Origin of the sequence: Pseudomonas sp. 22515, assembly GCF_052044625.1 — a bacterium.
Taxonomy (GTDB): domain Bacteria; phylum Pseudomonadota; class Gammaproteobacteria; order Pseudomonadales; family Pseudomonadaceae; genus Aquipseudomonas; species Aquipseudomonas alloputida.
This window is the reverse complement of record NZ_JBQENN010000008.1, coordinates 150,551-174,593: the sequence shown is the minus strand read 5'-3', so window position 1 is coordinate 174,593 and position 24,043 is coordinate 150,551. Positions and strand designations below refer to the sequence as shown.

Below are 24,043 nucleotides of genomic sequence, written 5' to 3'. Positions count from 1 at the left end.
CTCGTATCTCCAGTTCATTCGTCCACGCGGACTTCTCGGAACATGCCCATCTCCATGTGGTACATGAGGTGACAGTGATAGGCCCAGCGCCCGAGTGCATCTGCGGTTACGCGATAGCTTCGTTTCGAGCCAGGCGGCATATCGATCGTGTGTTTTCGCACCATGAAATTGCCGTCCTCATCCTCCAGGTCACTCCACATGCCGTGCAGATGGATGGGGTGAGTCATCATGGTGTCGTTGACCAAGGTAATACGCAGGCGCTCGCCGTACTTGAGCCGCAGCGGCTCTGCGTCAGAAAACTTGATCCCATCGAAGGACCAAGCGAACTTTTCCATATGCCCGGTAAGGTGCAGTTCGATTGTCCGGCCAGGTTCCCGGCCGTCAGGGTCGATGAAGGTGCTACGCAAATCCGAATACGTGAGAACCCGACGCCCGTTATCGCGAAGCCCGATCCCCGGATCGCTCAGCTTTGGCGTAGGGGTCATGGTCTGCATATCGACCAGAGGGTTGTTTGTTTCGGAGGCGGGATGGTTCTGCATGGCACCGCTGGCGGCCATATTGCTTTGGTCCATACCGGTCATGTTGCCGTGGTCCATGCCAGCCATCTTGCTATGGTCCATACCGGCCATGCTGCCGTGGTCCATGCCAGCCATCTTGCTATGGTCCATACCGGCCATGCTGCCGTGGTCCATGCCAGCCATCTTGCTGTGGTCCATACCGGCCATGCTGCCGTGATCCATGCCACCCATGCTGCCGTGGTCCATCCCCATATCACTCATGGAGATGAGAGGCCTTGGATCTACAGCCGGCACCGGTGCCTGCAGGCCCTCACGGACAGCCAAGGTACCCCTTGAATAGCCGGTGCGATCCATGGATTGAGCAAAGATGGTGTAAGCCTGCTCGTTTTCAGGCTCGACAATGACATCGTAGGTTTCAGCAACGGCAATCCGGAATTCATCGATCGACACTGGCTTAACGTACTGACCGTCGGCTGCGACAACCGTCATTTTCAAGCCGGGGATCCGCACGTCGAAATAGGTCATCGCCGAGCCATTGATAAAGCGAAGCCGGATTTTCTCCCCTGGCTTGAAGATTCCCGTCCAGTTCCCATTTGGCGCCTGGCCGTTCATGAGGTAGGTGTAGGTGTGCCCGCTCACGTCAGCGAGATCGGTTGGGCTCATCTTCATCTCGGCCCACATCTTTCGATCGGCCACAGCAGCAGACCAACCTTTCTCGCTCACGTCGTCGACGAAGTCGCCAACGGTGCGCTTGTGGAAGTTGTAATAGTCCGACTGTTTTTTGAGCTTGGACATAACCCGCGCCGGGTCTTCGTCGGTCCAATCACTCAGCATGACGACATAGTCACGATCGTAGGTGAAAGGCTCTGGATCCTTGGCATCAATCACCAGCGCACCGTAAACACCGACCTGCTCCTGGAAGCCCGAATGGCTGTGGTACCAGTAGGTGCCGTTCTGGTGGACCTTGAACTTGTACTCGTACATGCCGTCGGGAGCGATGCCATGGAAGCTTAGACCCGGCACGCCGTCCATATTCGCCGGCAGGATGATGCCGTGCCAGTGGATGGACGTGTCCTGCTTCAAGCGGTTGCGAACCCGTAGCGTGACCGTGTCGCCTTCGCGCCAACGGAGTATTGGTCCTGGCAGCGAACCGTTGATGGCCATCGCCGTTCGAGCTGCCCCGGTAATGTTCACCGGGAGCTCCCCGATGTACAGGTCAAAATCGGTGCCGGTCAGTACGTTAGGCTGGCCAGGGCTGGTTACGGCCCAGACCGGCGCGCGCCACATGCCCAGCCCACCCAGTAGTCCGGTAGCAGCCAGGCCTTTGACGAATGAACGTCTCGTGGTTTTGCTTTGCATGCCGTTGCGTCCAATCAGGTAGATCGCTGATATCCAGACTGCGGGATCCGCAGCCATCTGGTTTCAATTGAGCTCCCCCAAGCCTCGTAGACTTTCGCCAAAGCACAAGGATTGCGGGAGGCAATACCCCGAAAGCTGACATAGTTCAGATTCCGGGGTGATTACATTTCTGTAAGCTAAGCTCAGCAGCTCTCGTGGCCGGGGTGCTTTTGGCTTTGGGCGGTAACAGGAGCCTCTGCTTTTTTCTCCTGAGCAACCTGGTAAGCCTGCATGGAAGATGCACGTGCAGCTTCCATCCTGGCGAAGGTGCGATCCGCGCCGCCTTCAGCCAGGGCGAGGCTCGCCATGCCGAAGGTGACTACCATCACAATCGCTTTGATCATGTTCATTTGCGTTTCCTCTAAGGGTCAGTTTCGCCTGATTGGCGCCGTTCACAGTGCTCAAGCTAGCTACCCGGCACTGTCAGCAAGCTGAGCCCGACATTACTTTTCCGTCAGCTTCTGGTTGGGTGCCTTTTTTGCTGCACACTGAAGGGCATCCAAGGGGGCGCAGCAGATGAAATTACTCGTAGCCGAAGATGAGCCAAAAATCGGGGCCTACCTGCAGCAAGGGCTGACGGAGGCAGGCTTTACCGTCGATCGTGTGGTCACAGGGACCGACGCGCTGCAATACGCTTTGAGCGAGGCGTATGACCTGCTGATTCTTGATGTAATGATGCCGGGGCTAGACGGCTGGGAGGTGCTGCGGATGGTACGTGCGGCAGGGAAAGAGGTCCCAGTCTTGTTTTTGACGGCCCGTGATGGCGTGGACGATCGCGTGAAAGGGTTAGAACTCGGGGCTGACGATTACCTGGTCAAACCCTTTGCATTCTCGGAACTGCTAGCGCGTGTGCGCACTTTGCTGCGAAGAGGCAGCAGTGGCTATGCTCAGACCACTATGAAGATGGCTGACCTGGAGGTAGACCTGCTTAAGCGCCGGGCCACCCGAAATGGCAAGCGGATCGACCTCACAGCCAAGGAGTTCTCCTTACTGGAACTACTCATGCGCCGACGCGGCGAGGTACTGCCGAAGTCCCTGATCGCATCGCAGGTGTGGGATATGAACTTCGACAGCGACACTAACGTGATCGAGGTTGCTGTTCGTAGGTTGCGGGCCAAGATTGATGACGATTTCGCCCCCAAGCTCATACATACAGTTCGTGGCATGGGCTATCTGATGGATGTTCCCGAGTAATGCGCGCCCAATCGTCGCTCGTTAAACGCCTTACCCTCATGTTCATGTTCGCGGTCATCGCCGTATTGGTCGTTGCCGGCGTGAGCTTCTACATGCTCAGTCAGCACCATTTCCAGATGCTGGATGAGCAAGCCCTGGCCGAGAAACTCGAATCCACCCGGCACATCCTTTCACTTTCAGCAGCACGTGATGAACTTGAGGATCAGGAGCCTCAACTGCGTGCTTTGTTGGGGGCTCATCAGGACCTTTCTGCGGAGATTCTTGATGCTGACGGTACTGTCCTGTTCTCGGACTCCAAGGCATCCCGCATCCCTGAGCGCTTTAAGCAGGCCTCTTCTGGCGCCGTTTGGGACTGGCAAATCGACTCGCGGAACTTCCGGGGGATTACCTCTCAACTGGCTATAGCGCAGGCGCAGGCGCCGGTAACAGTCATGTTGATGCTGGATGTCACCAGCCATGCCCACTTTTTCAAGACGCTGCAATGGTGGTTCGGCATTGGCTTGGTCATCAGCGCTCTGGTTAGTGCAGGATTGGGGTGGATCGTGGCCAAGAGCGGTCTTCGGCCGGTTGGGCAGATCACCAAGGTGGCGACATCCATGTCTGCCCGGTCCCTTCGCGAGCGAATTCCATTGGAGCCCGTGCCGCTTGAATTGCAGGAGCTGATCCTCTCCTTCAACGGAATGCTTGCACGCCTGGAAGACGCGTTCGTCCGGCTATCAAACTTCTCAGCCGACATCGCACATGAGCTGCGGACTCCGGTAAGTAATCTTCTGACGCATACCGAAGTCGTTCTGACCAAAAAACGCGACCTCGATGCCTACGAAGACAACCTCTACTCCAATCTTGAAGACCTCAAGCGCATGTCGCGCATGATCGATGACATGCTGTTCCTGGCAAAAGCTGATAACGGCTTGATCATCCCCGAGCAGGTTGATATCGATCTGGTCGGGCTAGTGTCCAGACTGATTGAGTACTACCAGCTTGCAGCCGAAGACCGAAGCATTCGGCTTGCCCTTCAAGGCGAAGGTACGATCCGTGGTGACCGGCTAATGATTGACCGGGCGGTTTCCAACATTCTATCCAACGCTTTGCGCTATACCCCCGAAGGCCACGATATCGCCGTCCGGATTGTCGAGGCGGCTGATCAAGTGAACCTGTCCGTCCAGAACAATGGGGCCACGATTGATCCGGAACATATCAACAAAATCTTCGACCGGTTCTATCGCGCTGACCCTGCAAGGCGGGAAGGAAGCCCAAGCAACGCCGGCTTGGGTCTGGCCATAACGCGTTCGATCATCGAGGCTCATGGTGGGCGAATTTGGTGTACCTCCGCTGACGGCGTGACGAGTTTTCACATCGCTCTGCCGCACGCCAAACAATCCACTTCCAAGCCTCAAACGGCTTAATGCTCATTTCATGCGTGTAACCTATACTCGGCCATCATGAACCGGCTCCTACGACTGTTCACCATCCTGCTTCTAATCGCATCGCTTCCTCTCAACGGCATGGCGGGAGTCGACTCAGCCATTGAACCATGCCCCATGCAAACCATGGGGATGGAGATGATGGCGGGGATGGATCACGATTGTTGCCAGGATACTGATCCAGGATCAGCTGCCGACCACTCCAAAGCCTGCAAAGTGGGCCAGGAGTGTAGAACCGCGAGCACAGTTCAGGTCGAAATAATTAACCCCACGCTCACCTATTCTGCGCCTAGGCCAGTAGATACCTATGCGGTGAGCCTCGTAAACAGGGCGCCTCCTGACCCTTGGCGGCCACCCCGCGCCTGATTACCTCTTAAATTCACCCCATCGTCCTGTTTTGCAGCCGGATGATGGCATGCGCTTGCGCGCTGATTTTTTGAGGAATCATTTCCATGACTCCCCCACGTTACCGATTAGGGATGGCATGTCTGGCCGCTCTGATCAGCCTGTTGTCGACGTTACCGGCTCAGGCTACACCGTTGTCTCTGGAGGAAGCGCTTCAACTTGCCGAACGCAATGCCCCCATCCTCCAGGCCAGGCAAGAGCAAATGACGGCCGCTCGACACGCTGTGATCCCAGCAGGCGAGCTGCCTGATCCACGTCTCAACCTAGGAGTGCAGAACCTTCCTGTTGACGGCAGTGATCGTTGGAGCATGAACCGCGATTTCATGACGATGCAGGTTGTCGGCCTCTCCCAGGAAGTACCAAACCGGGACAAGCGGGAGGCACGAGTTGAGACGGCACGAGCGAGCGTTGAGCGAGCCGATGCAGAGGCGGTGTTCGAGCGCTTAAAAGTGCGTGCTGCCACAGCCCAAGCTTGGGTCGCGGCGTACACCGTTCAACGGAAACTGCAGCAGTTTGAGGACTTCTACAAAGAAAACCGTCTGTTGGCCGCAGCAATCCGCGCACGCCTGGCCGGCGGTACCGGCGCGACGGCCGACGCACTTGCTCCTGACCAGGAAGCTGCGCAACTCGATGAGCAAAAAGATGTTCTGCTCACACAGGCCGCTCAGGCACGGGCTGCACTCAAGCGATGGATTGGAGAGGATGCTGATCCGCAAGCTCAAGCATTTCCGCGCTGGCCAGTGAGCGCGCCGGACTATCTACACGCTATACATGCACATCCAGAATTGGCGACCTACAACGCCCTTACGCGGGAAGCACAAGCTCAAGTGCACCAAGCCTTGGCAGAAAAGAAGTCGGACTGGGGGTGGCAGGTGGATTACCAGCGGCGCGGGCCTGAATTCAGCAATATGGTGAGCCTGCAGGTAAGTTTCCAACTGCCCTTGTTCGCTGGCTCACGGCAGGACCCGATGATCGCGGCACGTCGCGCACAAGTCCGGCAACTGGAGGACGAACAGGAAGCGGCATTGCGTGAGCATAAAGCGCAGCTGGAGACAGATCTTGCGGATTACCAGCGATTGCAGCGAGCAGTGCAGCGCAGCCGTGAAACATTGTTACCGCTAGCGGAGGATCGAGTCCGCCTCGCCCTTGCTGACTATCGAGCCGGTAAATCACCCTTAAGTGAGGTTCTCACCGCTCGACGTCAGCGGGTTGAAACACGACTGCAAGACATCGATCTGCAAGGACAGTTGGCCGCGACAGCTGCACGGCTGCACTTCGCGTATGGAGAGGTGCGCGCATGAGAAATTCAACTATCAGCCTTGTGGTATTGGCCGCGTTGGCTATCGGCGGTGGCGTTGGCTATCAGCTAGCAAAGCGTGGGCAGGTGTCCACTGCCTCCCCTGAAACGCTACAGAAGGTGCTGTATTGGTATGACCCGATGTACCCCCAGCAGCACTTTCCAGCACCGGGCAAGTCGCCCTTCATGGACATGCCACTGGTGCCGAAGTACCAGGAAAGCACCGCTGCTGAGGTGAGCCCCGCAGTTCAAGTTTCACAGGGGCTCCAACAAAACCTGGGGGTCCGTCTGGCTACCGTAGCGAAAGGGCAGCTTGCTCGAACCCTCCAGGTGAGCGGCGTGCTTACCTTCGATGAGCGGGATTTTAGCGTTCTGCAGGCTCGTACCGGTGGCTACGTCGAACGCACCTATGGCCGCGCTACAGGCGACGTGGTTGCCAAGGGCGCCCCATTGGCAGATGTGTTGACGCCTGAATGGGCGGGCTTGCAGGAAGAGTACCTGGCGCTTCAGCGATCTGGGGACAATGAATTGCGCGCTGCAGCTCGGCAACGACTACTGCTGGCGGGTATGCCTGCCGATCTTATCAACCGGATTGACCGTACGGGAAGGGTCCAGAATTCGGTAACGCTCTTGGCCCCAACAGCAGGCGTCCTTCAGGCTCTGGAATTGCGGCCAGGCATGACAATGACACCGGGTGCAACGTTGGCGAAGATCAATGGTATCGCGAACGTCTGGCTTGAGGCCGCAGTACCTGAAGCGCAAGCCCAAGGCCTACAGGAAGGACAGGCAGTGCAGGCGAATCTGGCAGCGTTCCCAGGCGAACCTGTTCCCGGCAAGCTGACCGCATTGCTGGCTGATGCGGATCTGCAAAGCCGCACCTTGCGGCTTCGTATAGAACTGCCCAACCCCGGCGGCCGGTTGCGCCCAGGCATGACCGCGCAGGTTTCCCTCCATCCGTCCGGGCAACAGGATGACAGCCTACTGGTGCCAGCCGAGGCGATCATTCGGACGGGGAAACGCGATCTCGTAATGGTGTCAGAAGACGGAGGTCGATTCCGGCCGGTGGAAGTAGTGCTCGGCCAGGAAAGTGCTGGCCAGGTGGTCGTGCTGCGAGGCCTTCAGGCGGGCCAGCGCGTTGTGGCGTCCGGGCAGTTTCTGCTGGACTCCGAAGCGAGCTTGAAAGGTATCGAGGCCGTTACTGCTGGCGATGCTCCACTTGCGCAACCTGTACAGCCGGCTCTACATCAGGCCAATGGGCGCATCGTTCAAATAGAAGGTAATCAGCTGACCATCGCTCATGGACCGTTCGTGACGCTGGGCATGCCTGGTATGACGATGACTTTCCCTGTGGCAGATCCCCGCTTGATTGCCGGACTCAAGGTTGGCGAACGCATCCGGTTTGGAGTGCGCGAGCGCGATGAAGGCATGGTCATCGAGCAAATAACCCAGCAGGAGAACCAGCCATGATCGCGAACCTGATTCGTTGGTCGGTTGGCAACCGCGTCCTGGTCCTGCTGGCAACACTGTTTGCCGTAGCTTGGGGCGTTTTCTCTCTGCGCAGTTTGCCGATCGACGCGTTGCCTGACCTGTCAGATGTGCAGGTGATTATCCGCACCTCCTACCCAGGGCAGGCACCGCAGATCGTGGAAAATCAGGTGACATATCCCCTGACCACCACAATGCTTTCCGTACCCGGAGCCAAGACAGTGCGGGGCTTTTCAGCATTTGGAGACAGCTTCGTATATGTGTTGTTTGAGGACGGCACAGATCTCTATTGGGCGCGGTCCAGGGTGCTCGAATACCTAAGCCAGGTTCAGTCTCGATTACCGGCGTCCGCTAAGCCAGTGCTCGGACCCGATGCCACTGGTGTAGGCTGGATCTACCAGTATGCGCTGGTGGACCGCAGTGGTACCCATGACCTGGCACAGCTGCGCAGCCTTCAGGACTGGTTCCTGCGCTTCGAGTTGAAAACTCTTCCGGACGTTGCCGAAGTGGCGACGATAGGCGGGATGGTCAAGCAGTACCAGGTAGTGCTCGATCCGCTGCGCATGGCCAGCTTGGGAATCACTCAAGTTGAGGTTTCGGACGCCATCGCCAAGGCCAATCAGGAAACCGGTGGCGGCGTGCTCGAACAAGGCGAAGCTGAGTTCATGGTAAGGGCTTCCGGCTATCTGAAGTCACTCGATGATTTCCGAGCCATTCCCCTGCGCCTGGCTGCGAAGGGTATACCCGTAACACTGGGCGATGTAGCCACTGTACAGCTGGGCCCTGAGGCACGTCGCGGCATCGGCGAGCTTGATGGACAGGGCGAAGCGGTGGGCGGCGTAGTAATTCTGCGCAGTGGCAAGAATGCGAAAGATGCCATCGCTCACGTCAAATCCAAGCTTGAATCGCTGGAAAAAAGCCTGCCTGCCGGGGTCGAGCTGGTCACTACCTACGACCGTAGCCAGTTGATCGATCGTGCTGTGGAAAATCTGAGCCAGAAGCTGATTGAAGAGTTCATCGTGGTCGCACTGGTGTGCGCTGCATTTCTTTGGCATCTGCGCTCATCGTTGGTCGCCATCGTCTCGCTTCCGGTTGGTGTCCTCATTGCCCTGATCGTCATGCGCCACCAGGGCATCAACGCCAACATCATGTCGCTTGGGGGCATAGCCATTGCAATCGGTGCGATGGTGGACGCCGCTGTGGTGATGATTGAGAACGCGCACAAACGGGTTGAGGCTTGGCATACGTGGCACCCTGGAAAGTCGTTGCGTGGCGAAGATCATTGGAAAGTGATGACTGAGGCAGCAGTCGAGGTCGGGCCTGCGCTGTTCTTCAGCCTCATGATCATTACGCTGTCCTTCATACCGGTATTCACCTTGCAGGCTCAGGAGGGAAGGCTGTTTGCGCCCCTCGCATTCACCAAGACTTATGCAATGGCAGCAGCAGCGGGCCTTTCGGTTACCCTGGTACCCGTGCTGATGGGGTACTGGATTCGGGGTCGTTTACCGGCAGAAGAGCGCAACCCACTCAATCGAACCCTGATACGGCTCTATCGCCCAGCATTGGAGATCGTTCTACGCCGGCCAAAGCTCACGTTGGCGGGTGCACTGTTGATTTTGCTCAGCAGTGTCTGGCCCCTGAGCCAGCTCGGCGGCGAATTCTTGCCGCCACTGGATGAAGGCGATTTGCTGTACATGCCGACTGCCCTGCCAGGTCTTTCGGCGCAGAAAGCCTCTGAGCTTTTGCAACGTACGGACCGGCTGATCCGAACGGTACCGGAGGTCGCCAGTGTCTTCGGTAAAGCGGGCCGGGCTGAATCAGCGACCGACCCGGCCCCGCTGGAGATGTTCGAGACGACTGTCCGACTTAAACCGAAGGATCAGTGGCGAGCAGGGATGACCACTGAGAAGCTGATCGAAGAGCTGGACCGTACCGTGCAGGTACCTGGGCTAACCAATATCTGGATCCCACCGATTCGAAACCGTATCGACATGCTCGCAACCGGTATCAAAAGCCCGATCGGCGTAAAGGTTGCCGGCAGCAATTTGAATGAGATCGACCGGGTGACTCTGGCTATCGAGAAGGTGGCCAAAACGGTTCCAGGGGTGACTTCCGCCCTCGCCGAGCGATTAACCGGTGGACGCTACATCGATCTGGATATCGACCGCCAATTCGCAGCGCGTTACGGCCTGAACATTGCTGATGTCCAAGCGATTGTTGCCGGCGCCGTTGGGGGCGAAAACATCGGCGAAACCGTAGAAGGCCTGGCGCGATATCCCATCAGTGTTCGGTACCCACGGGAGTGGCGTGACTCTGTTGATGCCCTGCGGCAGCTACCGATTTACACCAGCCAAGGGGGGCGAATCACACTGGGAACCGTGGCACGGGTGCGTATTGCGGACGGTCCACCCATGCTCAAGAGTGAAAACGCGCGCCCCTCGGGCTGGGTGTATATCGACGTGCGGAGACGGGACCTGTCCTCCGTCGTTGCCGACCTGCGCCGGCTAGTCGATCAGCAGGTGAAGCTCGATCCTGGCATAAGCTTGAGCTATTCCGGGCAGTTCGAATACCTGGAGCGCGCCAATGCGCGCTTAGCATGGGTAGTACCGGCGACGCTGGCCATTATTTTCGTCCTTCTCTACCTCACGTTTGGCCGCCTCGGTGAAGCGCTGCTGATCATGGCTACCTTGCCATTTGCGCTAACCGGCGGCGTATGGCTGCTGTACATGATGGGCTACAACCTGTCGGTGGCCACGGGTGTCGGTTTTATCGCCTTGGCTGGGGTCGCAGCAGAGTTTGGAGTCATCATGCTGATCTACCTCAACAATGCCTGGACTGAACGAAACGGCAACGGTACGCAGGGGCAACCTGCGCTTCTGGATGCTATCCGCGAAGGGGCCGTGCAGCGCATCCGCCCCAAAGCCATGACCGTAGCAGTGATCGTCGCAGGCTTGATGCCAATCCTCTGGAGTAGCGGTACCGGCAGCGAAGTCATGAGCCGGATCGCTGTACCCATGGTCGGCGGCATGCTCACCGCGCCTTTGCTCTCACTATTTGTAATCCCTGCGGCTTACTGGCTCGTCAGGCGCCGCGGACTCGCTGTACACGATAACCCCCAAACAGGAGTAACCCGATGAAGAAGCTACTGATCAGCGCTGGCCTGGTGTTCGCCGTTGCGGCGGCGGTGCAGGCCCAAGACATGTATGGCACGGATATGAAGAATATGCCCATGGAAGGCAACGAGACCCAAGGCAGCCAGGCGGCTCCGACTGCATCGGCTGAGGGAACCATCAAAGCTTTGGAACCAGGTAAAGTTACCTTGGCGCATGGACCAGTATCAGCCCTGAAATGGCCGGCAATGACCATGGGCTTCAGCGCTACCGAGCAGCAACTCAAGGGACTCAAGGTAGGCGACAAGGTCAGCTTCGATTTCCGAATGAATGGGGGCACAGCGACGATCGTAGGCATTCGCAAGCAGTGACGGATTGACTTCTAACCCTGCCTATTAGAGCTGATAGGCAGGGTCATTTAGCCAAACTTTGGAAAAAGTGCTGCCGCAATTCCTGACCGCGCCGCCTTCAGCTCTGTGCCTCGGGACGCTAGTTGGTCTTTGCGCTCTGTAGCCGGGATGCATTCAGATCAGAGTAGTAGCTGACGTTTGAGCAGAGATCTTCGTGCATCACGATCTATATGGGTCGAAAGCGGACAGGGCATCGCAAAGTCATCCAACTGCCTGAGTTATCCGAACGCCAACAAGGATTCCACCGAGCTTGTCGACAAGAAAACCCGCGACAACTCAGAGTGTTATCCGAGCAAACAGACTTTGGATACCCTATTCCCGCTAGAAACACTGCCGCTGAAACCCTCCTGGCATGTAGCTCCTTCGTCCTACGCTTCAGCCTCTATGACCCCCACCCAACCTTTCGCGCAGGTGCGGAGCGAACCTAGGCGTAACGCGGGTATAAGCTTCGTAGGCAGCGCCAAACTGCTTGTGCATTTCCCGCTCTTCGGAAACCGCCAAACGCCCGTACATCACCAGCAACACCGGGAACATTGCCAGCGTCAGCAGCGTCGGCCACTGAAGGAGAAAGCCCAGAAGAATCAGCACAAATGCCACGTACTGCGGATGTCTGATCCAGCCATAGGGCCCGACCGTTGCAAGTGAACGGCGGCGTTGCGCGTGATATAGCACGTTCCAGGCGGCAGAAAGCAAATAGAAGCCGAAACCCAGGAATAGGTAACTGGCAATGTGCAAAACACTGAAGTGTGGGTTGCCCTGGTCACCGAGCAACGTCGACCACAGATGGCCGGATTCGTGGGAAAGCAGATCGAGGTTGGGGAACCTGGCCTGCAACCAGCCTGACAACAGATAGATCGTCAGGGGGAAGCCATACATTTCCACAAACAGGGCAACGATGAAGGCCGAGAATGCACCGAAGCTCCTCCAGTCTCTCGCCGTTGCCGGCTTGAAGAAACTGAAGGCAAACATGATGAAGATCGCGGAGTTGATGAAAACCAGCGACCAGAGGCCATACGCGCTTTCACCATGATTCATGATGGATCTCCCGGCTTATGGATATCAGCCTTATCGGAGGGGGCCGGTTTGCTCTGGCCCTGGTGATGGTGTCCCCCATGTCCTCGATGCATGAAGACATGCATCAGCGGACAGGCGAGCAACAACAGATAAGGCAGGGCTCCAACGACATGGGCAAGGTGCTCGGTGAGCAGGAAGTAGACGGCGATCCCACCGATTACCACCAGGCCGATTGCATAGCGTGAACGCCAGAAACTGTGTGGTGAGCCGTTTTCATCGAAGTGAGGGTTCATAGCGACTCCTGGGAAAGGAGATGGGTTACTTCGATGCAGCAGATGGCATGCGGTCCATCATCATCTGCATCATCGACTCCATCATGTCCATGCGCTTTTCCATCATCTGGTGGCGGGCGGCCATATCCCCGCCCATGCCGCCATGCATGCCCCCCATTTCAGGCATGCCACCCTCCATGGACTTCATCATGGCCATGCCATTTTTCATCAGCGCCATATGCTCGGCCATCAACGCCTGACGGGCTTCCGGCGTTTTGGCTGCAGCCATCTTTTCGTGCATGGCTTGCATGGCCTTCATTTGCTGGTCCATCGCCGCCATTTGCCCTTTGTCCATTGGCTGAGAAGGCGTCTTCTCGGTAGCCGCCGCGCTTGGCGCATCGGCCGGGTGATGTGTCGAGTGTTCATCGGTGTTTTGCGCCATGGCGCCCACGGACGCTGCGGCCAAACAAAGTCCGATCAGTAAATTTCGAACGTTGTTCATCATCATCTCCTTAGCACTGTTTTAAAGCCGGATGCCTTGGTCTGGGCGCTAGGCCTCACCTGGCACGACAAGCAAATTACTGCGCCGGCGTGAATGCTCATTTTTCGCGTCGTGCTCGGGTTGTACACCGACGGGCTATTATTGGGCACTCGGCGGCTCGAAGCTGATCCCGTTTGGCCCGGCGCCAACCTTATGGGTAGCAACGACCTTTCGGCTGCTCGTATCGATGACAGATACGGTGCCCGCTTCAATATTGCTGACAAACACATAAGCGCCGTCGCTGCTGATGGCCACACCATGGGCACCCTTGCCGGTGGTCACGGTGCCCAGGCTGCTACGCGTCTGGAGATCTACGATGGAGACTCGGTCGTCCGGATTCTGGCCACTGCCCTGATTCGCGACATAGACCTGGCGACCGTCAACGGTGGCCATCATCTGGATTGGCGTGCGGCCGACATCAACCTTGCTGATCACCTTGCGTCTGGCCGTGTCGATGATGCCAAGCTGATTTGTCGCACTGAGCGAGACGAATGCCAGGCGACCGTCAGGGGCAAAGCCGACCTGGACAGGGCCTTTGCCCACGGGAATCTGCGCGGTTTCTTTGAGTGTGACGACATCGATAAGCGATACGCTGTCGCTCTTCATGTTCGCGATATAGAGTGTCCGGCCATCAGGGCTCAAGCGCAGCCCATGGGGATAACGCCCAGTTGGAATACCGGGCAACTCGATTCGCTGCTCAAGGTCAAATACTCGCACCTGGTTGGCAGCGGAATCGGTCACAAAAGCTCGCAGCCCGGTGACGTCGGTGACCACATGAGCCGGGTGATCGCCTGCCGGGAAGCTGAACGGTGGCCTGTCCAGCGCGCTGGTACTGAACACCAGCAACTGCCCACCGGGCTTTTCACCGCTCGAATGCCCCGCATGTCCAGCCACTCCAACAACCAGAAGCAAGCTGCCGTCGGGCGAAACCTGTAGGTTGTGGGGTGCGATCGGCAAGGCGACCGTGCTCACATCACCTGTCGCAAGATTTACCTGGCTAATGGAAGCGGACCGTTCATTGGCCGTGTAGACGTTACCCGTAGGGTTTGCCATGACCAGCCCCAGAGGGATGAGCAGGGATATCCCCAAGGCCATAGAACTAAACCGCTTGGCAGTCATCATTGTGAATGAGCTCCAACGAGGGGCCGGGGTATGTGAGCCAGGCTGGCCTATACATTTACTCAAGATAAACACCAATCGCGAAGCATTTTCTTGATCAGCGTCAACGTCCACAGCTTGACTCGGCACTGGGTGATCGAAGGCCGTCCATTTCTTGGGGAGTATTGCTGGCTATCCCGACCCGGAGTCAGTCGACATCAGGCTGTATATGAAGAAACCGCGCCATGAAACATGGCACGGCGGCTTGCCATCTGAGCGGTAACGAGACTTAGCGACTGACTTTGGTTGGGTAACCAAGCGCCTGGACCAGTGCACCGACGCGTTCCGCCTCGATGTTGCTCTGGACACTCACTGTACCGGCAGCACGATCAACGATCACCTTCGCGTCGCCATCGGCAGCCTGGATGGCCTTGGTGATCTTGTTGACACAACTGCCACATCCCATACCGGAAACTTCCAAAACGAACATAGCGGGCCTCTCATGCTGGTACGGCTTTTCTCGCCGCATTTACAGCTTCAACCTTGACACGATGACAAGGTCAAGGCCCGGTCAAAGGATTTATCTTCGCCCTGAAATCTTGTCCAACTCCTCTGGCGGCGGCCCCTGCTGCATCACAATTGTCCCTTACGATCTTGGCAGAAGATGGCGGACGTCGCAGTTGCCCGATGTCCTCCATCAGGACCAGATTGGCGCCGAACTCGCGGACATACCCGCTAAGGCCAAAGCCCTAGACAGTCAGTCATATGGATCAGGCGTTGAAACGCTGATGGCGGAACTTCCTCTCATAGGTTGCGGTGTGCCCATTTCAGTCTGTGACTACGCGCTTCAGCCGCAGTGCGTTGAATACCACGGAAGCCGAACTTACGCTCATGGCCAATGCCGCAATCATCGGTGACAATAGATGGCCGGTAAGCGGGTAGAACAAACCTGCCGCCAGCGGTATGCCCATAGCGTTGTAGAAGAATGCGAAGCCCAAGTTTTGACGCATGTTCTTCACCGTGGCCACGGATAGTGTTCTGGCCCGCAGGATGCCCATCAGGTCGCCCTTGACCAGCGTCAACTGGGAGCTGTTCATGGCAACATCGGTGCCAGTTCCCATGGCGATCCCGACATCAGCCCGGGCCAGCGCAGGGGCATCGTTGATCCCATCTCCTGCCATGGCAACCCGGCGCTTATCGCCCTGCAGGAGCGCCACCAGTTGCTCCTTGTCCTCGGGTTTCACTTCTCCGTGGACTTCCTCGATGCCGAGTTGTTTCGCGACCGCACGTGCCGTAGTCAGGCCGTCGCCGGTGGCCATGATGACCTTCACATCTTCTGCCTGTAGCCGGGTTACCGCCTCCTTGGAGGTGGGTTTGACCGGATCGGACACCGCTAGCAGGCCAGCGAGCACGCCATCGACGGCCAAGTACATGATACTCATGCCTTCCAGACGCAGCTGCTCGGCGCGGTCTCGCAACGGACTGGTGTCGAGGCCAGCCTCTTCCATCAAGGTCGTGTTGCCAAGCTGCAGCCGTTTGCCGTTCACCTGGCCACGTACACCGATCCCAGAGCCCGACTCAAACGCCTCTGGCTTGGACAAGCTGTGTCCATGCGCTCGCGCATGATCGACAATCGCATGTGCCAGCGGATGCTCGCTGCCTTGGTCCAGGCTGGCGGCAAGGCGCAAGACTTCGGGTGGCATGAACTGCCCGGTACCGACCACGCTATGAAACACTGGCCGGCCCTCGGTGAGGGTCCCGGTCTTGTCGACGATCAGCGTGTCGATCTTGCAGAGGTTCTCGATAGCACTGGCGTCTCGGAAGAGCACGCCACTGCTGGCAGCCTTCCCGGTAGCGACCATGATCGACATGGGAGTGGCTAGGCCGAGCGCGCAGGGGCAGGCAATGATCAGGACCGCGACCGCATTGATCAGGCCGAAGACCCAGCCAGGCTCCGGTCCGAAAAGCCCCCAGCCGAAGAGCGTGACCAGCGCGACCAGAATCACCCCCATGACGAAATAGCCGGCCACGGTGTCCGCCATCCGCTGCATCGGGGCTTTCGAGCGCTGAGCCCGCGCGACCATCTGCACGATTTGCGAGAGCACTGTCTCGGCGCCGACCTTCTGCGCCGCCATCACAAGGCTGCCGTGGGTATTCAGCGTGGCACCGATGAGTGCATCCCCAGCTTTCTTCATCACTGGCACGGGCTCGCCTGTCAGCATGGATTCATCGATAGCACTTTCGCCTTCCAGGACCACCCCGTCGACCGGCACCTTCTCGCCAGGGCGAACGCGCAGGTGGTCGCCCGTATGCACGTGGGTGAGCGGAATATCTTCCTCCTGACCATCGGCCCCGATGCGACGGGCCGTCTTGGGGGCAAGACCCAGGAGCGACTTGATGGCGGCGGAGGTTTGTGAGCGCGCCTTGAGCTCGAGCATTTGGCCGAGCAACGTTAATGAGATGATGACTGCAGCCGCTTCGAAGTAGACACCGATGCGGCCATCCTGCATGAAAGTCGTCGGGAAAACCTGCGGGAACACTGTGGCCGCAACGCTGTATAGGTACGCCGCAGCCGTTCCCAAACCTATCAGGGTCCACATATTCGGGCTGCGATTACGAATCGATGCGACCCCACGCACGAAAAACGGCCAGCCAGCCCATAGTGTCACGGGAGTGGCCAGAATCAACTCCACCCAATTCTGTGTGGCACCATGCAGCAATTGGAGTTGGTGGGCAGTCATGGCCAACACGGTCACGATGACCGTCAGGGGCAAGGTCCACCAGAAGCGGCGGGAGAAGTCCTTGAGTTCCGGGTTCTCGTCTTCCTCAAGCTCCGGTATTACCGGCTCTAGGGCCATGCCACAGATTGGGCAACTGCCCGGCCCACGCTGGCGGATTTGGGGATGCATCGGGCAAGTGTATTCGGCGTCCGCCGCGTTGCTTGGCTGCGGGGCAGCCGAGTGGAGATGGCCCGCGTGTTCTTGGTCCTGGGGAGGGCTAAGATAATGCACAGGCGCTGCGCGGAATTTCGTCAGGCACTTTTCACTGCAGAAGCGGTATGTCCTTCCCTCGTATAGCTCGAAGTAGCGACTATCCGGTGGCACCGTCATACCGCATACCAAATCGCGCTGACTACCATCCGGTTGCTCATGCGGGTGCGAGTGGTCATGGTCATGGTCATGCTGGCACGATTCGGTGTGCATGAAGTAGTTCCCTTTGTTGTCCGGTTTGGACGAGTTTTCACCCTTCTGGTGAGAATACCCGCCATGGTTGTGCCCGAAGAGTTGCGTCAGCGGACAGAGCAACAAAATTAAATAACTGTAGTGCCTGTGACAGGTGGCCATAGTGCACGAGCCACATAAAACAGGCCAAATATGGCCAGCATGATCAGTGCAATACCGCCTTTAGTCCGCCAAAAAGGTATTGCCAGATCTGTACCACGGCGATGGGCTCCGTCATGATCAACTCCCAAGCTGGGTGGGAAATATCGGCCGCTGCCGTATTGTCCAGCCTAGACAACATCTCCTTGAACAGCTGTGACGCCAATCAATGCTCCTGTAAGCGTGTCGATTATTGTTGTGGTGTAGCGTCATGGCATAGATCATTTCTGGAGGTTGCTGATCCTGCTGCTGCACCAGTGGTTGCCCTTCGACAATGCGCTGGCTGCCTTGTACCCCGGCGAGGGAGTGCCCAAGCCGCTGGAGGAGTACGACGCCGGCTCCCGGTGGGGAACGCCGTCCATGCTTTCCTGCCTGGACGGCCTATACTTGCTCGACCCCTTCTACCAGGCCTGTCAGGAAGGCCTGCCCAGTGGGCTGTAACGCCTGGAGGAGATCGCTTCTGACCAGTTCCGTCAAAGCGAGTACTTCCTCAGTTACTTCCACGCCAACGCATTGGAAGACGAGGTGCAGTTCGTTCTCCAGTTGCCGGCCAAGGTAGCCTTATGCGATCTAACAGCTCAAGCCCCAGACCTGATACATGCGGTGCGGTACAGCGCTGATCGGGTCACTCTTCGCTGTTCCCCTTCCAGCTTTGCCTTTGCCCACAGCAGACGTCGGAGATGAAACTGCTCGGCGGACTCACAAACCTGCTCCAGTGCTCTCGCACAAGGCTTTGATCTGGCCATCTTTGCTTGAATGGCTGACCCGTGGCAGGGCGTTGGCCGTGTTTTCTTCGTGCGTGTTGAGCCCAAGGCGAGCGCGATCCACCATCCACAGGCCGCTACTGCCGCGCGCCAATTCTATGCCGGCACTACTCGTCAAAAAATAGGTGAGTGCTTACCCGGCAGGCAATGGGCTACTATCGAGCCCTATATCTATCCGAAAGGGTTAGCTCCGTTGCCAGGGAATTGCATGCAGGCCATCGATATTGAAAACGCGATCGTTCTTCCTTGGGGGCTTGGCTCAAGATCGCCCCATGACCTGTTTTCTGTGTGCGCAGAAATCATTAACTGCCCTGGTGACATCGTTTTAGACGCTAGCAACCTCTCGTATATCGATCCGTTAGGGATGGCCACGCTGCGAGCGTTGTTTGAAAACCAGTTGGTCCAGAAGCGAGTTTCGATGCAGTTTTTGAGCAGAGACCTGACCTCCTACCTGGCCAGGATGGATTTTTTCAAGGACATTGATGTAGAGGGTGTAGATCTATCGGGGGTAGGACGTCGAAACGACCGAAGCACCTCGTTGGTGGAAATCACCAAAATCAGCGAACACCATCAAGCAGAGGCTGCAGCCTCTCGCCTCGCTAGAGCTATTACGGGAAGGTTGACTCAATCGGACCCGGATGCCCCAGTCGACGAGCACACGGGACGGAATGAGTTTGACTCCTACCGGGGCCCTCTGGAGTATTCGCTCAAGGAGCTATTGGAAAACTCGCTTACTCACGCCCGCAGAGAGGGACGTGGTGACGCCGCCGTTTGGCTGACCTGTCAGTTTTATCCAAAATTGAACCTTGTACGCATGGCCATCGTCGATAATGGGTGTGGGTTTCTCGCGACACTGAGGAATCACCCTGAGCTTCATGACCGCACGCATTTGCACGCGATCGAGGCGGCACTCAAACCGCGAGTGAGCTGCAACCGGGGTGCGATGGCCCAGATCCTGGGTAGCGAGAACCAAGGTATCGGGTTAACAACTACCGCAAAAATTGCAGACGCGGCGGGCGGTGGTTTGATCATCGTGAGCGGCAATGGCATACATGACACAAAGCGTCGGCAGTCTCAGGAGCTGCATGATGCGCTGTGGAATGGTGTATCGATCGCGTTTAGCTGTACCCGTGAGCTGCTGCCCACCATTTCGATCAGTGACTTGCTGCCGAAGGACGATGCAGGACAGGTTGACGACGATCTCGACCTAGATCTGAATTTCCGCTAGCTCTGGCTTTTTGATAGCTCGAGGGCTAGAGTCGATCATGCAAGGAGCGGTAAATGGGAGATTCAGCGTCAACTGAAACTCTCGGGCTGCAAAAAAGGATTATGCAATACAAGGGGTTACGACATGCAAACTCAAATTCGATTAAGTAGGGATAGTTCTATCCGAACGTACGGAATGCGAGCTTCAGCGATCCCCTACCGTACCGAAATCGAACGCTCGCTCAGCAGTGGTGAGAGCGTTGTCATAGATTTCGCTGGGAACGATGTCACTCAGTCCTTCGTCGACGAGTTGATCGGGGCGCTGATTCTGAAGGAGGGTCGCCAGGTGGTATCGCGCCTTGCCTTTGAAAACTGCACCAACGATGTCAAAGGAATCATTAAATTTGTGGTCCATGATCGAGTTCGACAGCTGCAAAAAATGCCCGCGTGACGGATCCGCATTGAATTTAAGGCCCTCAATATTGAGGGCCTTTTCATTGGTGCCAGGCAAAAGATAGCCGTCTTGAGTGGCCCCCATAGCTCGCCCTGAAAAGCGAATGTCAGGGGACACACCGCAGAAAAGCGTTCTGTAGCGGAGGAATACGTGGAAAACGGAGCTTAGGTTTCCTCATTGAGATGTGTAGAAATCCATCGCGACTCACCTATGCAAAGGCTGCGAAAAGCCTGAATCTACTGGGGTATCGTGGCGTGAGATATGTGCAAAAAAATGTGCACAGCATCTGCGGATTGGAGAGCTGGCTTGGCTCCTTAAGTAAAACCATCAAGCTGCAACGGACCTGCAACTCCTGCGGCTTGAAGCAAAGCGGGTAATACCACCCCTGCAGGCCCAACGAGCATTATCTCTTCCGCCCCGTCCATCCCCACGTCGTCAAGGTTCACATGGATCACGGTTGCCCCGGCCGCCAGAGCCATATCTGGAATACCGGCTGCCGGCATGACTACGCCAGATGTACCCACCGAAATCAGCAAGTCACAGGCTTCCACAAGCCTTACTGCTGAACGCCACGCATCCTCTGGAAGATTCTCTCTGAACCAGACCACCCCAGGGCGCAACCTCCCGTTGCATCGAGTGCACCGCGGAGGCTCGATCATCTGTCCCGCCGGGGGAACCGCCAGTTGATCTGGTGATAACTCTGCTGGCCGGTGGCATCCGAAGCATTTCACGTCCATCAAGCGGCCATGAAGGTGTATCACCGAACTGGAGCCGGCTCGTTCATGCAGATCATCAATATTCTGGGTAACGACAGATACGTTCCAGCCAGCATCAGCTATCCGTGGAATAGATAGATGAGCCAAGTTAGGTTTGGCCTGGCCAACCTGCTGCCGGCGCCAAAGATACCAGCTCCAGACGAGAGCTGGATTTTTGCGAAAGGCGTCCGCTGTTTCGAGACGCTGAGGGTCATGCTTCGCCCAGAGGCCTGTCAGCTTGTCGCGGAAGGTCGGAATTCCGCTGTCAGCAGAGATGCCAGCACCCGTGAAAAAAACGACCCTCTTGGACCTGCGCAAAGCCTCAGCAGCTCTTTGCAAATTGCTCATTGGACACACCTCAGCCCCGCAGCGGGGACTCCCTTGCAGTAAACACGGTAACGGCCGCACATCCCAGCTAAAGCACTCGCGTTTGATCGGAAAACCAAGCGTAGAGCGCAGGGTGCCGCATACTGCTGCTACCGCTCTAGTAAACCTCCAATGGATTTCAGCTACCCGACCTACAGCTATCTCTAGCCCCATCGCGGGAGGTGCATATGACCACTCCCTTTGCTCACATCCAGACCCGACATGAGCCTTCAACCGCCCTGAATAAAAGCAAGGTCGCTTTGGTTGCTACCCTGTCGATTGAAGCCAATTCAGACCGGACGATCGATGCTTACCTTGGTGGCCTGCAGATGTACAACGATCTATTCGAGTGGCGGCTGGATGAATACCCCCAGGAAGCGCTAGATCTCATCATCGACTGCTTTCTCCCCGCAGAGTCGGTGCCTCAATCCATCCTGAAGAGTGGCGTTTCAGCCGGGCTCATCCGCTCCAGGGTCTTCCAAAGCGGAGACTGGATATCAGGCAAGCAATGGCTTCAGCTCGCATCTACCTCCACCCCAGGGGGTGGAGTTGACCCCGACCAGCTACTGGCTGATGGTCAGATCTTCTCGCTTCGACCTGGGAAGGTCGACTTCTTCCCCGCTTATGCTTTGGACGGTAGCAACGGCTATCAACCGATCAGCAGCCTTTGCGACGTATTGTCCGTTCTCTCGACTCGCATGGACGAGTGGTCTATGGCGGCTTGGTTCCAATCAGAAAATTCGTCTCTGGGCGGTATCGCCCCCAAAGCCTTGCTGTCATCCGCCCCAGAATGGGTGCTAGCTGCGGCAAAGAAAAAGCCAAGAGGAAGACGTGTGATTAGATGAACGGCTTCAGATTGCATACCGTGACGCGCCCGATGGATAGTGTCTCAGGGGATCAAAGATGAGCAGTCAACCAGCTCCCCGCAACGATCGTAACTGGCGACCCGTCTTCCATGATTGCTATTCGACGGTGATCAAGGCGGTTGATGCTCGATATGACGTTCGCGGTTATTTGTTATCAGAGTTGGTGAAGCTGTGCCTGAAAAATCGGGCCCAGTTCCGCTAGCCCGGCGAGCCTACTACGAGGGATGCGTTCAGAAGGAAGCCATAGCTTTTCTGGAGCGTTATACCTCCCACTTGCTATTCGGCCCAGGCGGCCGACTCTCGCCGCAGGAATACCGATACGGCGCATATTGATGCTCTCCAAGGCCCAACTCTGGCGTAATCATTTGTCCCAACGTTGGCAGAGGCTTCATGATGAAAATCACTGGTCGTGTAGAAACAGAAGCGGTGGTCGACGTGAGCTGCGACGTATGCGGCTCCTCCACACGTTTGGAAAACGGCAGCCTGCAGTATGGGGTGCTCCAGGCGCACTGGGGCTTTGGTGCACTGCATGACGGAGAGCGCTATGAGGTACACCTATGTGAACCTTGCTTCTTCCAAACCATCGCTTACCTCAAGCAAGAGCGGCGCACAGCCAACATGTTTGAAGGTGATCCGCAGCAGCCCGAGGATGACTTCGGCCTCGCTTCCAGGGATGACTTCTTCCGTGATGGTCATTGATTTGAAAGCCAAACCAGCCATGCTACTTCGGCTTTTTAGGTGAGGACGGGGACTGTGAGTCCACGTATCGATGGAAGGCTAGTGCTAGGTCTTCGTCGGTCGCCTTTGGAAGCGGTTTACGACGAGGCGCTTTGACCGGAGCGTTCTCATCCGGTTGGGTGATCTGCCTCAGTAGGGTGCGCTCAGTCTCGGTAGCCGACGAATCGAAGACCCTTGTCTGTACACGCTGATCACGGTCTGTCCTGTTAAAACTCACCACGTTCGACTTGTATTCAACAGGTAAGTCAAATGGACAGCGCAGGTCCAAATGCCCGCCTTGATTGCCTTTGCTAATGGCCAACAACTGCAGTTCTTCGACCTCTTTCGAGCTGGTGGTATACGCGCTCGATCGGTAAGCCTTGTGGAGGTCGTCGATTTCAATCCGGTTTCTGCCAGCGACTCGGCATTCGATGTAGGCAAGCTTTAGCAGTTGCACGACAAGCCGTTTGAGACCAAAAGTGGAACGGTAAAGCTCAGCCGCAAATTCATCCTTACCTGAACGGATACGGCCGCCACTGACCCTCATACACTCGCCTACGTATTCTGCCCAATCCTGGCTCCTTGGATCCTCGGGCAGCATTATCCTGGGTTGGGAAAGCAGCCTCTGCTTGTCCTCACTGTTGCGACGAAACAGCTTGTGCCCGAGGCTATAGTTGGACACAAAAATCGTCGGCACTCCGATGGCTACCATCGTCAACAGTATGTCGGTCACTTTGGACGCGCCCATGCCGGTGTTGATGTGCTGCGTCTCATCCAGGACAACTGTTAAAACCCCGTCCCGGTTGGCGCGACGGCGACACTCCACAAGCAGTTTTGCCAGGTTACCACCCCGCCCCTCATGACCACTTCCATGAACGAAGTCTAGTAGGAGTTGTTTACCACTCGCTTTGCCGCGGGCGCTCGCATACCACATCGATGCAAGCTCTATGCTGCCCTCGAACAAGTCACAAGTCAGTTCTACCGGTGGGGGCATCGCTCTTCGAAGAGCAGCAATCGTCTGGCTTTTTCCGACCCCAGCTAGGCCGGTAAGGCAAATCGGTGAAGCTTCCACGTCGGGCGGGTTAAAGATCCTTCCTGCGTACTCTGCTTCACTCCTGAAATTTTTGAGGTTGTGCAGATATGCCAAACCGATCATTTCTTGAATAAAGGTAAGCGAGAACTGGTTGGGGAGGTACATCTCTTTGAGCCGCTCAGCGAGTAGCTCAGCACCGAGCAAGGGAGGAAACGCCTCCAAATCCTTTATCGGATCTGGTCGAACAGTCACTCGACTACGGATGGATTCAATGTCCATATAACCGTCGAACCGAGCTTCAATGATTCTGTTCATTTTTTAGCGCCCCTGAATCGA

20 protein-coding genes and 1 pseudogene are annotated in these 24,043 nt (G+C 56.9%); 11 read left to right on the top strand and 10 right to left on the bottom strand.

The genetic code is table 11. The features are described 5' to 3' along the window. Positions 1 to 14: 14 nt before the first annotated feature. Together ACTJJN_RS10305 and ACTJJN_RS10300 are read right to left on the bottom strand one after the other, a co-directional pair. A complete protein-coding gene (locus tag ACTJJN_RS10305) occupies positions 15 to 1,877 on the bottom strand; it encodes a copper resistance system multicopper oxidase (RefSeq protein ID WP_031314465.1) in 1,863 nt (620 codons plus the stop codon). Between the two features lie 182 nt (positions 1,878 to 2,059). Continuing rightward, complete coding sequence (locus ACTJJN_RS10300; protein WP_011953085.1) at positions 2,060 to 2,266, bottom strand: co-regulatory protein PtrA N-terminal domain-containing protein; 207 nt, start codon at positions 2,264 to 2,266, stop codon at positions 2,060 to 2,062. A 166-nt stretch (positions 2,267 to 2,432) separates the two neighbouring features. Between ACTJJN_RS10300 and ACTJJN_RS10295 the strand changes: the two genes are divergently transcribed. From ACTJJN_RS10295 to ACTJJN_RS10270, 6 genes are all read left to right on the top strand, one after another. Then, on the top strand, positions 2,433 to 3,110 hold the full coding sequence (locus tag ACTJJN_RS10295) for a heavy metal response regulator transcription factor (protein WP_011953086.1): 678 nt from the start codon (positions 2,433 to 2,435) through the stop codon (positions 3,108 to 3,110). Further along, on the top strand, positions 3,110 to 4,516 hold the full coding sequence (locus ACTJJN_RS10290) for a heavy metal sensor histidine kinase (RefSeq protein WP_011953087.1): 1,407 nt from the start codon (positions 3,110 to 3,112) through the stop codon (positions 4,514 to 4,516). The genes ACTJJN_RS10295 and ACTJJN_RS10290 overlap by 1 nt, the downstream gene beginning before the upstream one ends. 470 nt (positions 4,517 to 4,986) lie before the next feature. Beyond that, on the top strand, positions 4,987 to 6,240 hold the full coding sequence (locus ACTJJN_RS10285) for a TolC family protein (protein ID WP_011953089.1): 1,254 nt from the start codon (positions 4,987 to 4,989) through the stop codon (positions 6,238 to 6,240). Next, positions 6,237 to 7,703 (top strand): efflux RND transporter periplasmic adaptor subunit, encoded by a 1,467-nt coding sequence (locus tag ACTJJN_RS10280; protein ID WP_011953090.1) that lies wholly within the window; start codon positions 6,237 to 6,239, stop codon positions 7,701 to 7,703. The genes ACTJJN_RS10285 and ACTJJN_RS10280 overlap by 4 nt, the downstream gene beginning before the upstream one ends. Further along, positions 7,700 to 10,858 (top strand): efflux RND transporter permease subunit, encoded by a 3,159-nt coding sequence (locus ACTJJN_RS10275; protein ID WP_011953091.1) that lies wholly within the window; start codon positions 7,700 to 7,702, stop codon positions 10,856 to 10,858. Before ACTJJN_RS10280 ends, ACTJJN_RS10275 begins: the two co-directional genes overlap by 4 nt. Continuing rightward, positions 10,855 to 11,202 (top strand): copper-binding protein, encoded by a 348-nt coding sequence (locus ACTJJN_RS10270; RefSeq protein WP_011953092.1) that lies wholly within the window; start codon positions 10,855 to 10,857, stop codon positions 11,200 to 11,202. Before ACTJJN_RS10275 ends, ACTJJN_RS10270 begins: the two co-directional genes overlap by 4 nt. Before the next feature lie 414 nt (positions 11,203 to 11,616). Here ACTJJN_RS10270 and ACTJJN_RS10265 read toward each other — a convergent pair whose 3' ends face one another. From ACTJJN_RS10265 to ACTJJN_RS10240, 6 genes are all read right to left on the bottom strand, one after another. Then, entirely contained in the window at positions 11,617 to 12,276 is a 660-nt protein-coding gene (locus ACTJJN_RS10265; protein WP_440781222.1) for a methyltransferase family protein, read from the bottom strand. Beyond that, the gene (locus ACTJJN_RS10260; RefSeq protein ID WP_011953094.1) at positions 12,273 to 12,548 is read right to left on the bottom strand and encodes a DUF2933 domain-containing protein; all 276 of its coding nucleotides are present in this window, start codon (positions 12,546 to 12,548) and stop codon (positions 12,273 to 12,275) included. The genes ACTJJN_RS10265 and ACTJJN_RS10260 overlap by 4 nt, the downstream gene beginning before the upstream one ends. Positions 12,549 to 12,573: 25 nt before the next feature. Beyond that, positions 12,574 to 13,029, bottom strand: a complete 456-nt coding sequence (locus ACTJJN_RS10255; protein WP_011953095.1) for a hypothetical protein — start codon at positions 13,027 to 13,029, stop codon at positions 12,574 to 12,576. Between the two features lie 138 nt (positions 13,030 to 13,167). Next, the gene (locus ACTJJN_RS10250; protein WP_011953096.1) at positions 13,168 to 14,190 is read right to left on the bottom strand and encodes a YVTN family beta-propeller repeat protein; all 1,023 of its coding nucleotides are present in this window, start codon (positions 14,188 to 14,190) and stop codon (positions 13,168 to 13,170) included. A 265-nt stretch (positions 14,191 to 14,455) separates the two neighbouring features. Continuing rightward, a complete protein-coding gene (locus ACTJJN_RS10245; RefSeq protein WP_004575963.1) occupies positions 14,456 to 14,656 on the bottom strand; it encodes a heavy-metal-associated domain-containing protein in 201 nt (66 codons plus the stop codon). 337 nt (positions 14,657 to 14,993) lie between these two features. After that, positions 14,994 to 17,510: a heavy metal translocating P-type ATPase gene (locus ACTJJN_RS10240; protein WP_440781221.1), complete on the bottom strand. Its 2,517-nt coding sequence runs from the start codon at positions 17,508 to 17,510 to the stop codon at positions 14,994 to 14,996. Positions 17,511 to 17,759: 249 nt separating this feature from the next. On the opposite strand from ACTJJN_RS10240, the pseudogene ACTJJN_RS10235 reads away from it, so the two are divergent. The 3 genes and pseudogenes from ACTJJN_RS10235 to ACTJJN_RS10225 all read left to right on the top strand — a co-directional run. Further along, a pseudogene (locus tag ACTJJN_RS10235) lies at positions 17,760 to 18,095 on the top strand (helix-turn-helix transcriptional regulator); the annotation flags it as partial. A gap of 423 nt (positions 18,096 to 18,518) precedes the next feature. Further along, positions 18,519 to 19,538 (top strand): ATP-binding protein, encoded by a 1,020-nt coding sequence (locus ACTJJN_RS10230; RefSeq protein ID WP_015268415.1) that lies wholly within the window; start codon positions 18,519 to 18,521, stop codon positions 19,536 to 19,538. A gap of 123 nt (positions 19,539 to 19,661) precedes the next feature. Further along, positions 19,662 to 19,967, top strand: a complete 306-nt coding sequence (locus ACTJJN_RS10225) for an STAS-like domain-containing protein (RefSeq protein ID WP_080516231.1) — start codon at positions 19,662 to 19,664, stop codon at positions 19,965 to 19,967. A gap of 317 nt (positions 19,968 to 20,284) precedes the next feature. On the opposite strand, the gene ACTJJN_RS10220 is transcribed toward ACTJJN_RS10225, so the two are convergent. Then, positions 20,285 to 21,073, bottom strand: a complete 789-nt coding sequence (locus ACTJJN_RS10220; RefSeq protein ID WP_012312013.1) for an SIR2 family NAD-dependent protein deacylase — start codon at positions 21,071 to 21,073, stop codon at positions 20,285 to 20,287. A gap of 206 nt (positions 21,074 to 21,279) precedes the next feature. Here ACTJJN_RS10220 and ACTJJN_RS10215 point away from each other — a divergent pair, with 206 nt between their 5' ends. Together ACTJJN_RS10215 and ACTJJN_RS10210 are read left to right on the top strand one after the other, a co-directional pair. Further along, positions 21,280 to 21,936: a hypothetical protein gene (locus tag ACTJJN_RS10215; RefSeq protein WP_012312014.1), complete on the top strand. Its 657-nt coding sequence runs from the start codon at positions 21,280 to 21,282 to the stop codon at positions 21,934 to 21,936. Between the two features lie 411 nt (positions 21,937 to 22,347). Continuing rightward, positions 22,348 to 22,656, top strand: a complete 309-nt coding sequence (locus ACTJJN_RS10210) for a hypothetical protein (RefSeq protein WP_012312015.1) — start codon at positions 22,348 to 22,350, stop codon at positions 22,654 to 22,656. Between the two features lie 22 nt (positions 22,657 to 22,678). Here ACTJJN_RS10210 and ACTJJN_RS10205 read toward each other — a convergent pair whose 3' ends face one another. Next, positions 22,679 to 24,022 (bottom strand): AAA family ATPase, encoded by a 1,344-nt coding sequence (locus tag ACTJJN_RS10205; protein WP_135198621.1) that lies wholly within the window; start codon positions 24,020 to 24,022, stop codon positions 22,679 to 22,681. Between the last annotated feature and the right edge of the window lie 21 nt (positions 24,023 to 24,043).

Excerpts from the sequence above, each read along its gene's own strand:
- ACTJJN_RS10245 (WP_004575963.1), bottom strand. The coding sequence starts at position 14,656 with ATGTTCGTTTTGGAAGTTTCCGGTATGGGATGTGGCAGTTGTGTCAAC.
- ACTJJN_RS10270 (WP_011953092.1), top strand. The coding sequence starts at position 10,855 with ATGAAGAAGCTACTGATCAGCGCTGGCCTGGTGTTCGCCGTTGCGGCG.
- ACTJJN_RS10215 (WP_012312014.1), top strand. The coding sequence starts at position 21,280 with ATGACCACTCCCTTTGCTCACATCCAGACCCGACATGAGCCTTCAACC.
- ACTJJN_RS10205 (WP_135198621.1), bottom strand. The coding sequence starts at position 24,022 with ATGAACAGAATCATTGAAGCTCGGTTCGACGGTTATATGGACATTGAA.
- ACTJJN_RS10240 (WP_440781221.1), bottom strand. The coding sequence starts at position 17,510 with ATGGCCACCTGTCACAGGCACTACAGTTATTTAATTTTGTTGCTCTGT.
- ACTJJN_RS10300 (WP_011953085.1), bottom strand. The coding sequence starts at position 2,266 with ATGAACATGATCAAAGCGATTGTGATGGTAGTCACCTTCGGCATGGCG.
- ACTJJN_RS10275 (WP_011953091.1), top strand. The coding sequence starts at position 7,700 with ATGATCGCGAACCTGATTCGTTGGTCGGTTGGCAACCGCGTCCTGGTC.
- ACTJJN_RS10210 (WP_012312015.1), top strand. The coding sequence starts at position 22,348 with ATGATGAAAATCACTGGTCGTGTAGAAACAGAAGCGGTGGTCGACGTG.
- ACTJJN_RS10280 (WP_011953090.1), top strand. The coding sequence starts at position 6,237 with ATGAGAAATTCAACTATCAGCCTTGTGGTATTGGCCGCGTTGGCTATC.
- ACTJJN_RS10260 (WP_011953094.1), bottom strand. The coding sequence starts at position 12,548 with ATGAACCCTCACTTCGATGAAAACGGCTCACCACACAGTTTCTGGCGT.
- ACTJJN_RS10295 (WP_011953086.1), top strand. The coding sequence starts at position 2,433 with ATGAAATTACTCGTAGCCGAAGATGAGCCAAAAATCGGGGCCTACCTG.
- ACTJJN_RS10285 (WP_011953089.1), top strand. The coding sequence starts at position 4,987 with ATGACTCCCCCACGTTACCGATTAGGGATGGCATGTCTGGCCGCTCTG.
- ACTJJN_RS10225 (WP_080516231.1), top strand. The coding sequence starts at position 19,662 with ATGCAAACTCAAATTCGATTAAGTAGGGATAGTTCTATCCGAACGTAC.
- ACTJJN_RS10220 (WP_012312013.1), bottom strand. The coding sequence starts at position 21,073 with ATGAGCAATTTGCAAAGAGCTGCTGAGGCTTTGCGCAGGTCCAAGAGG.
- ACTJJN_RS10250 (WP_011953096.1), bottom strand. The coding sequence starts at position 14,190 with ATGATGACTGCCAAGCGGTTTAGTTCTATGGCCTTGGGGATATCCCTG.
- ACTJJN_RS10290 (WP_011953087.1), top strand. The coding sequence starts at position 3,110 with ATGCGCGCCCAATCGTCGCTCGTTAAACGCCTTACCCTCATGTTCATG.
- ACTJJN_RS10255 (WP_011953095.1), bottom strand. The coding sequence starts at position 13,029 with ATGAACAACGTTCGAAATTTACTGATCGGACTTTGTTTGGCCGCAGCG.
- ACTJJN_RS10265 (WP_440781222.1), bottom strand. The coding sequence starts at position 12,276 with ATGAATCATGGTGAAAGCGCGTATGGCCTCTGGTCGCTGGTTTTCATC.
- ACTJJN_RS10230 (WP_015268415.1), top strand. The coding sequence starts at position 18,519 with ATGCAGGCCATCGATATTGAAAACGCGATCGTTCTTCCTTGGGGGCTT.
- ACTJJN_RS10305 (WP_031314465.1), bottom strand. The coding sequence starts at position 1,877 with ATGCAAAGCAAAACCACGAGACGTTCATTCGTCAAAGGCCTGGCTGCT.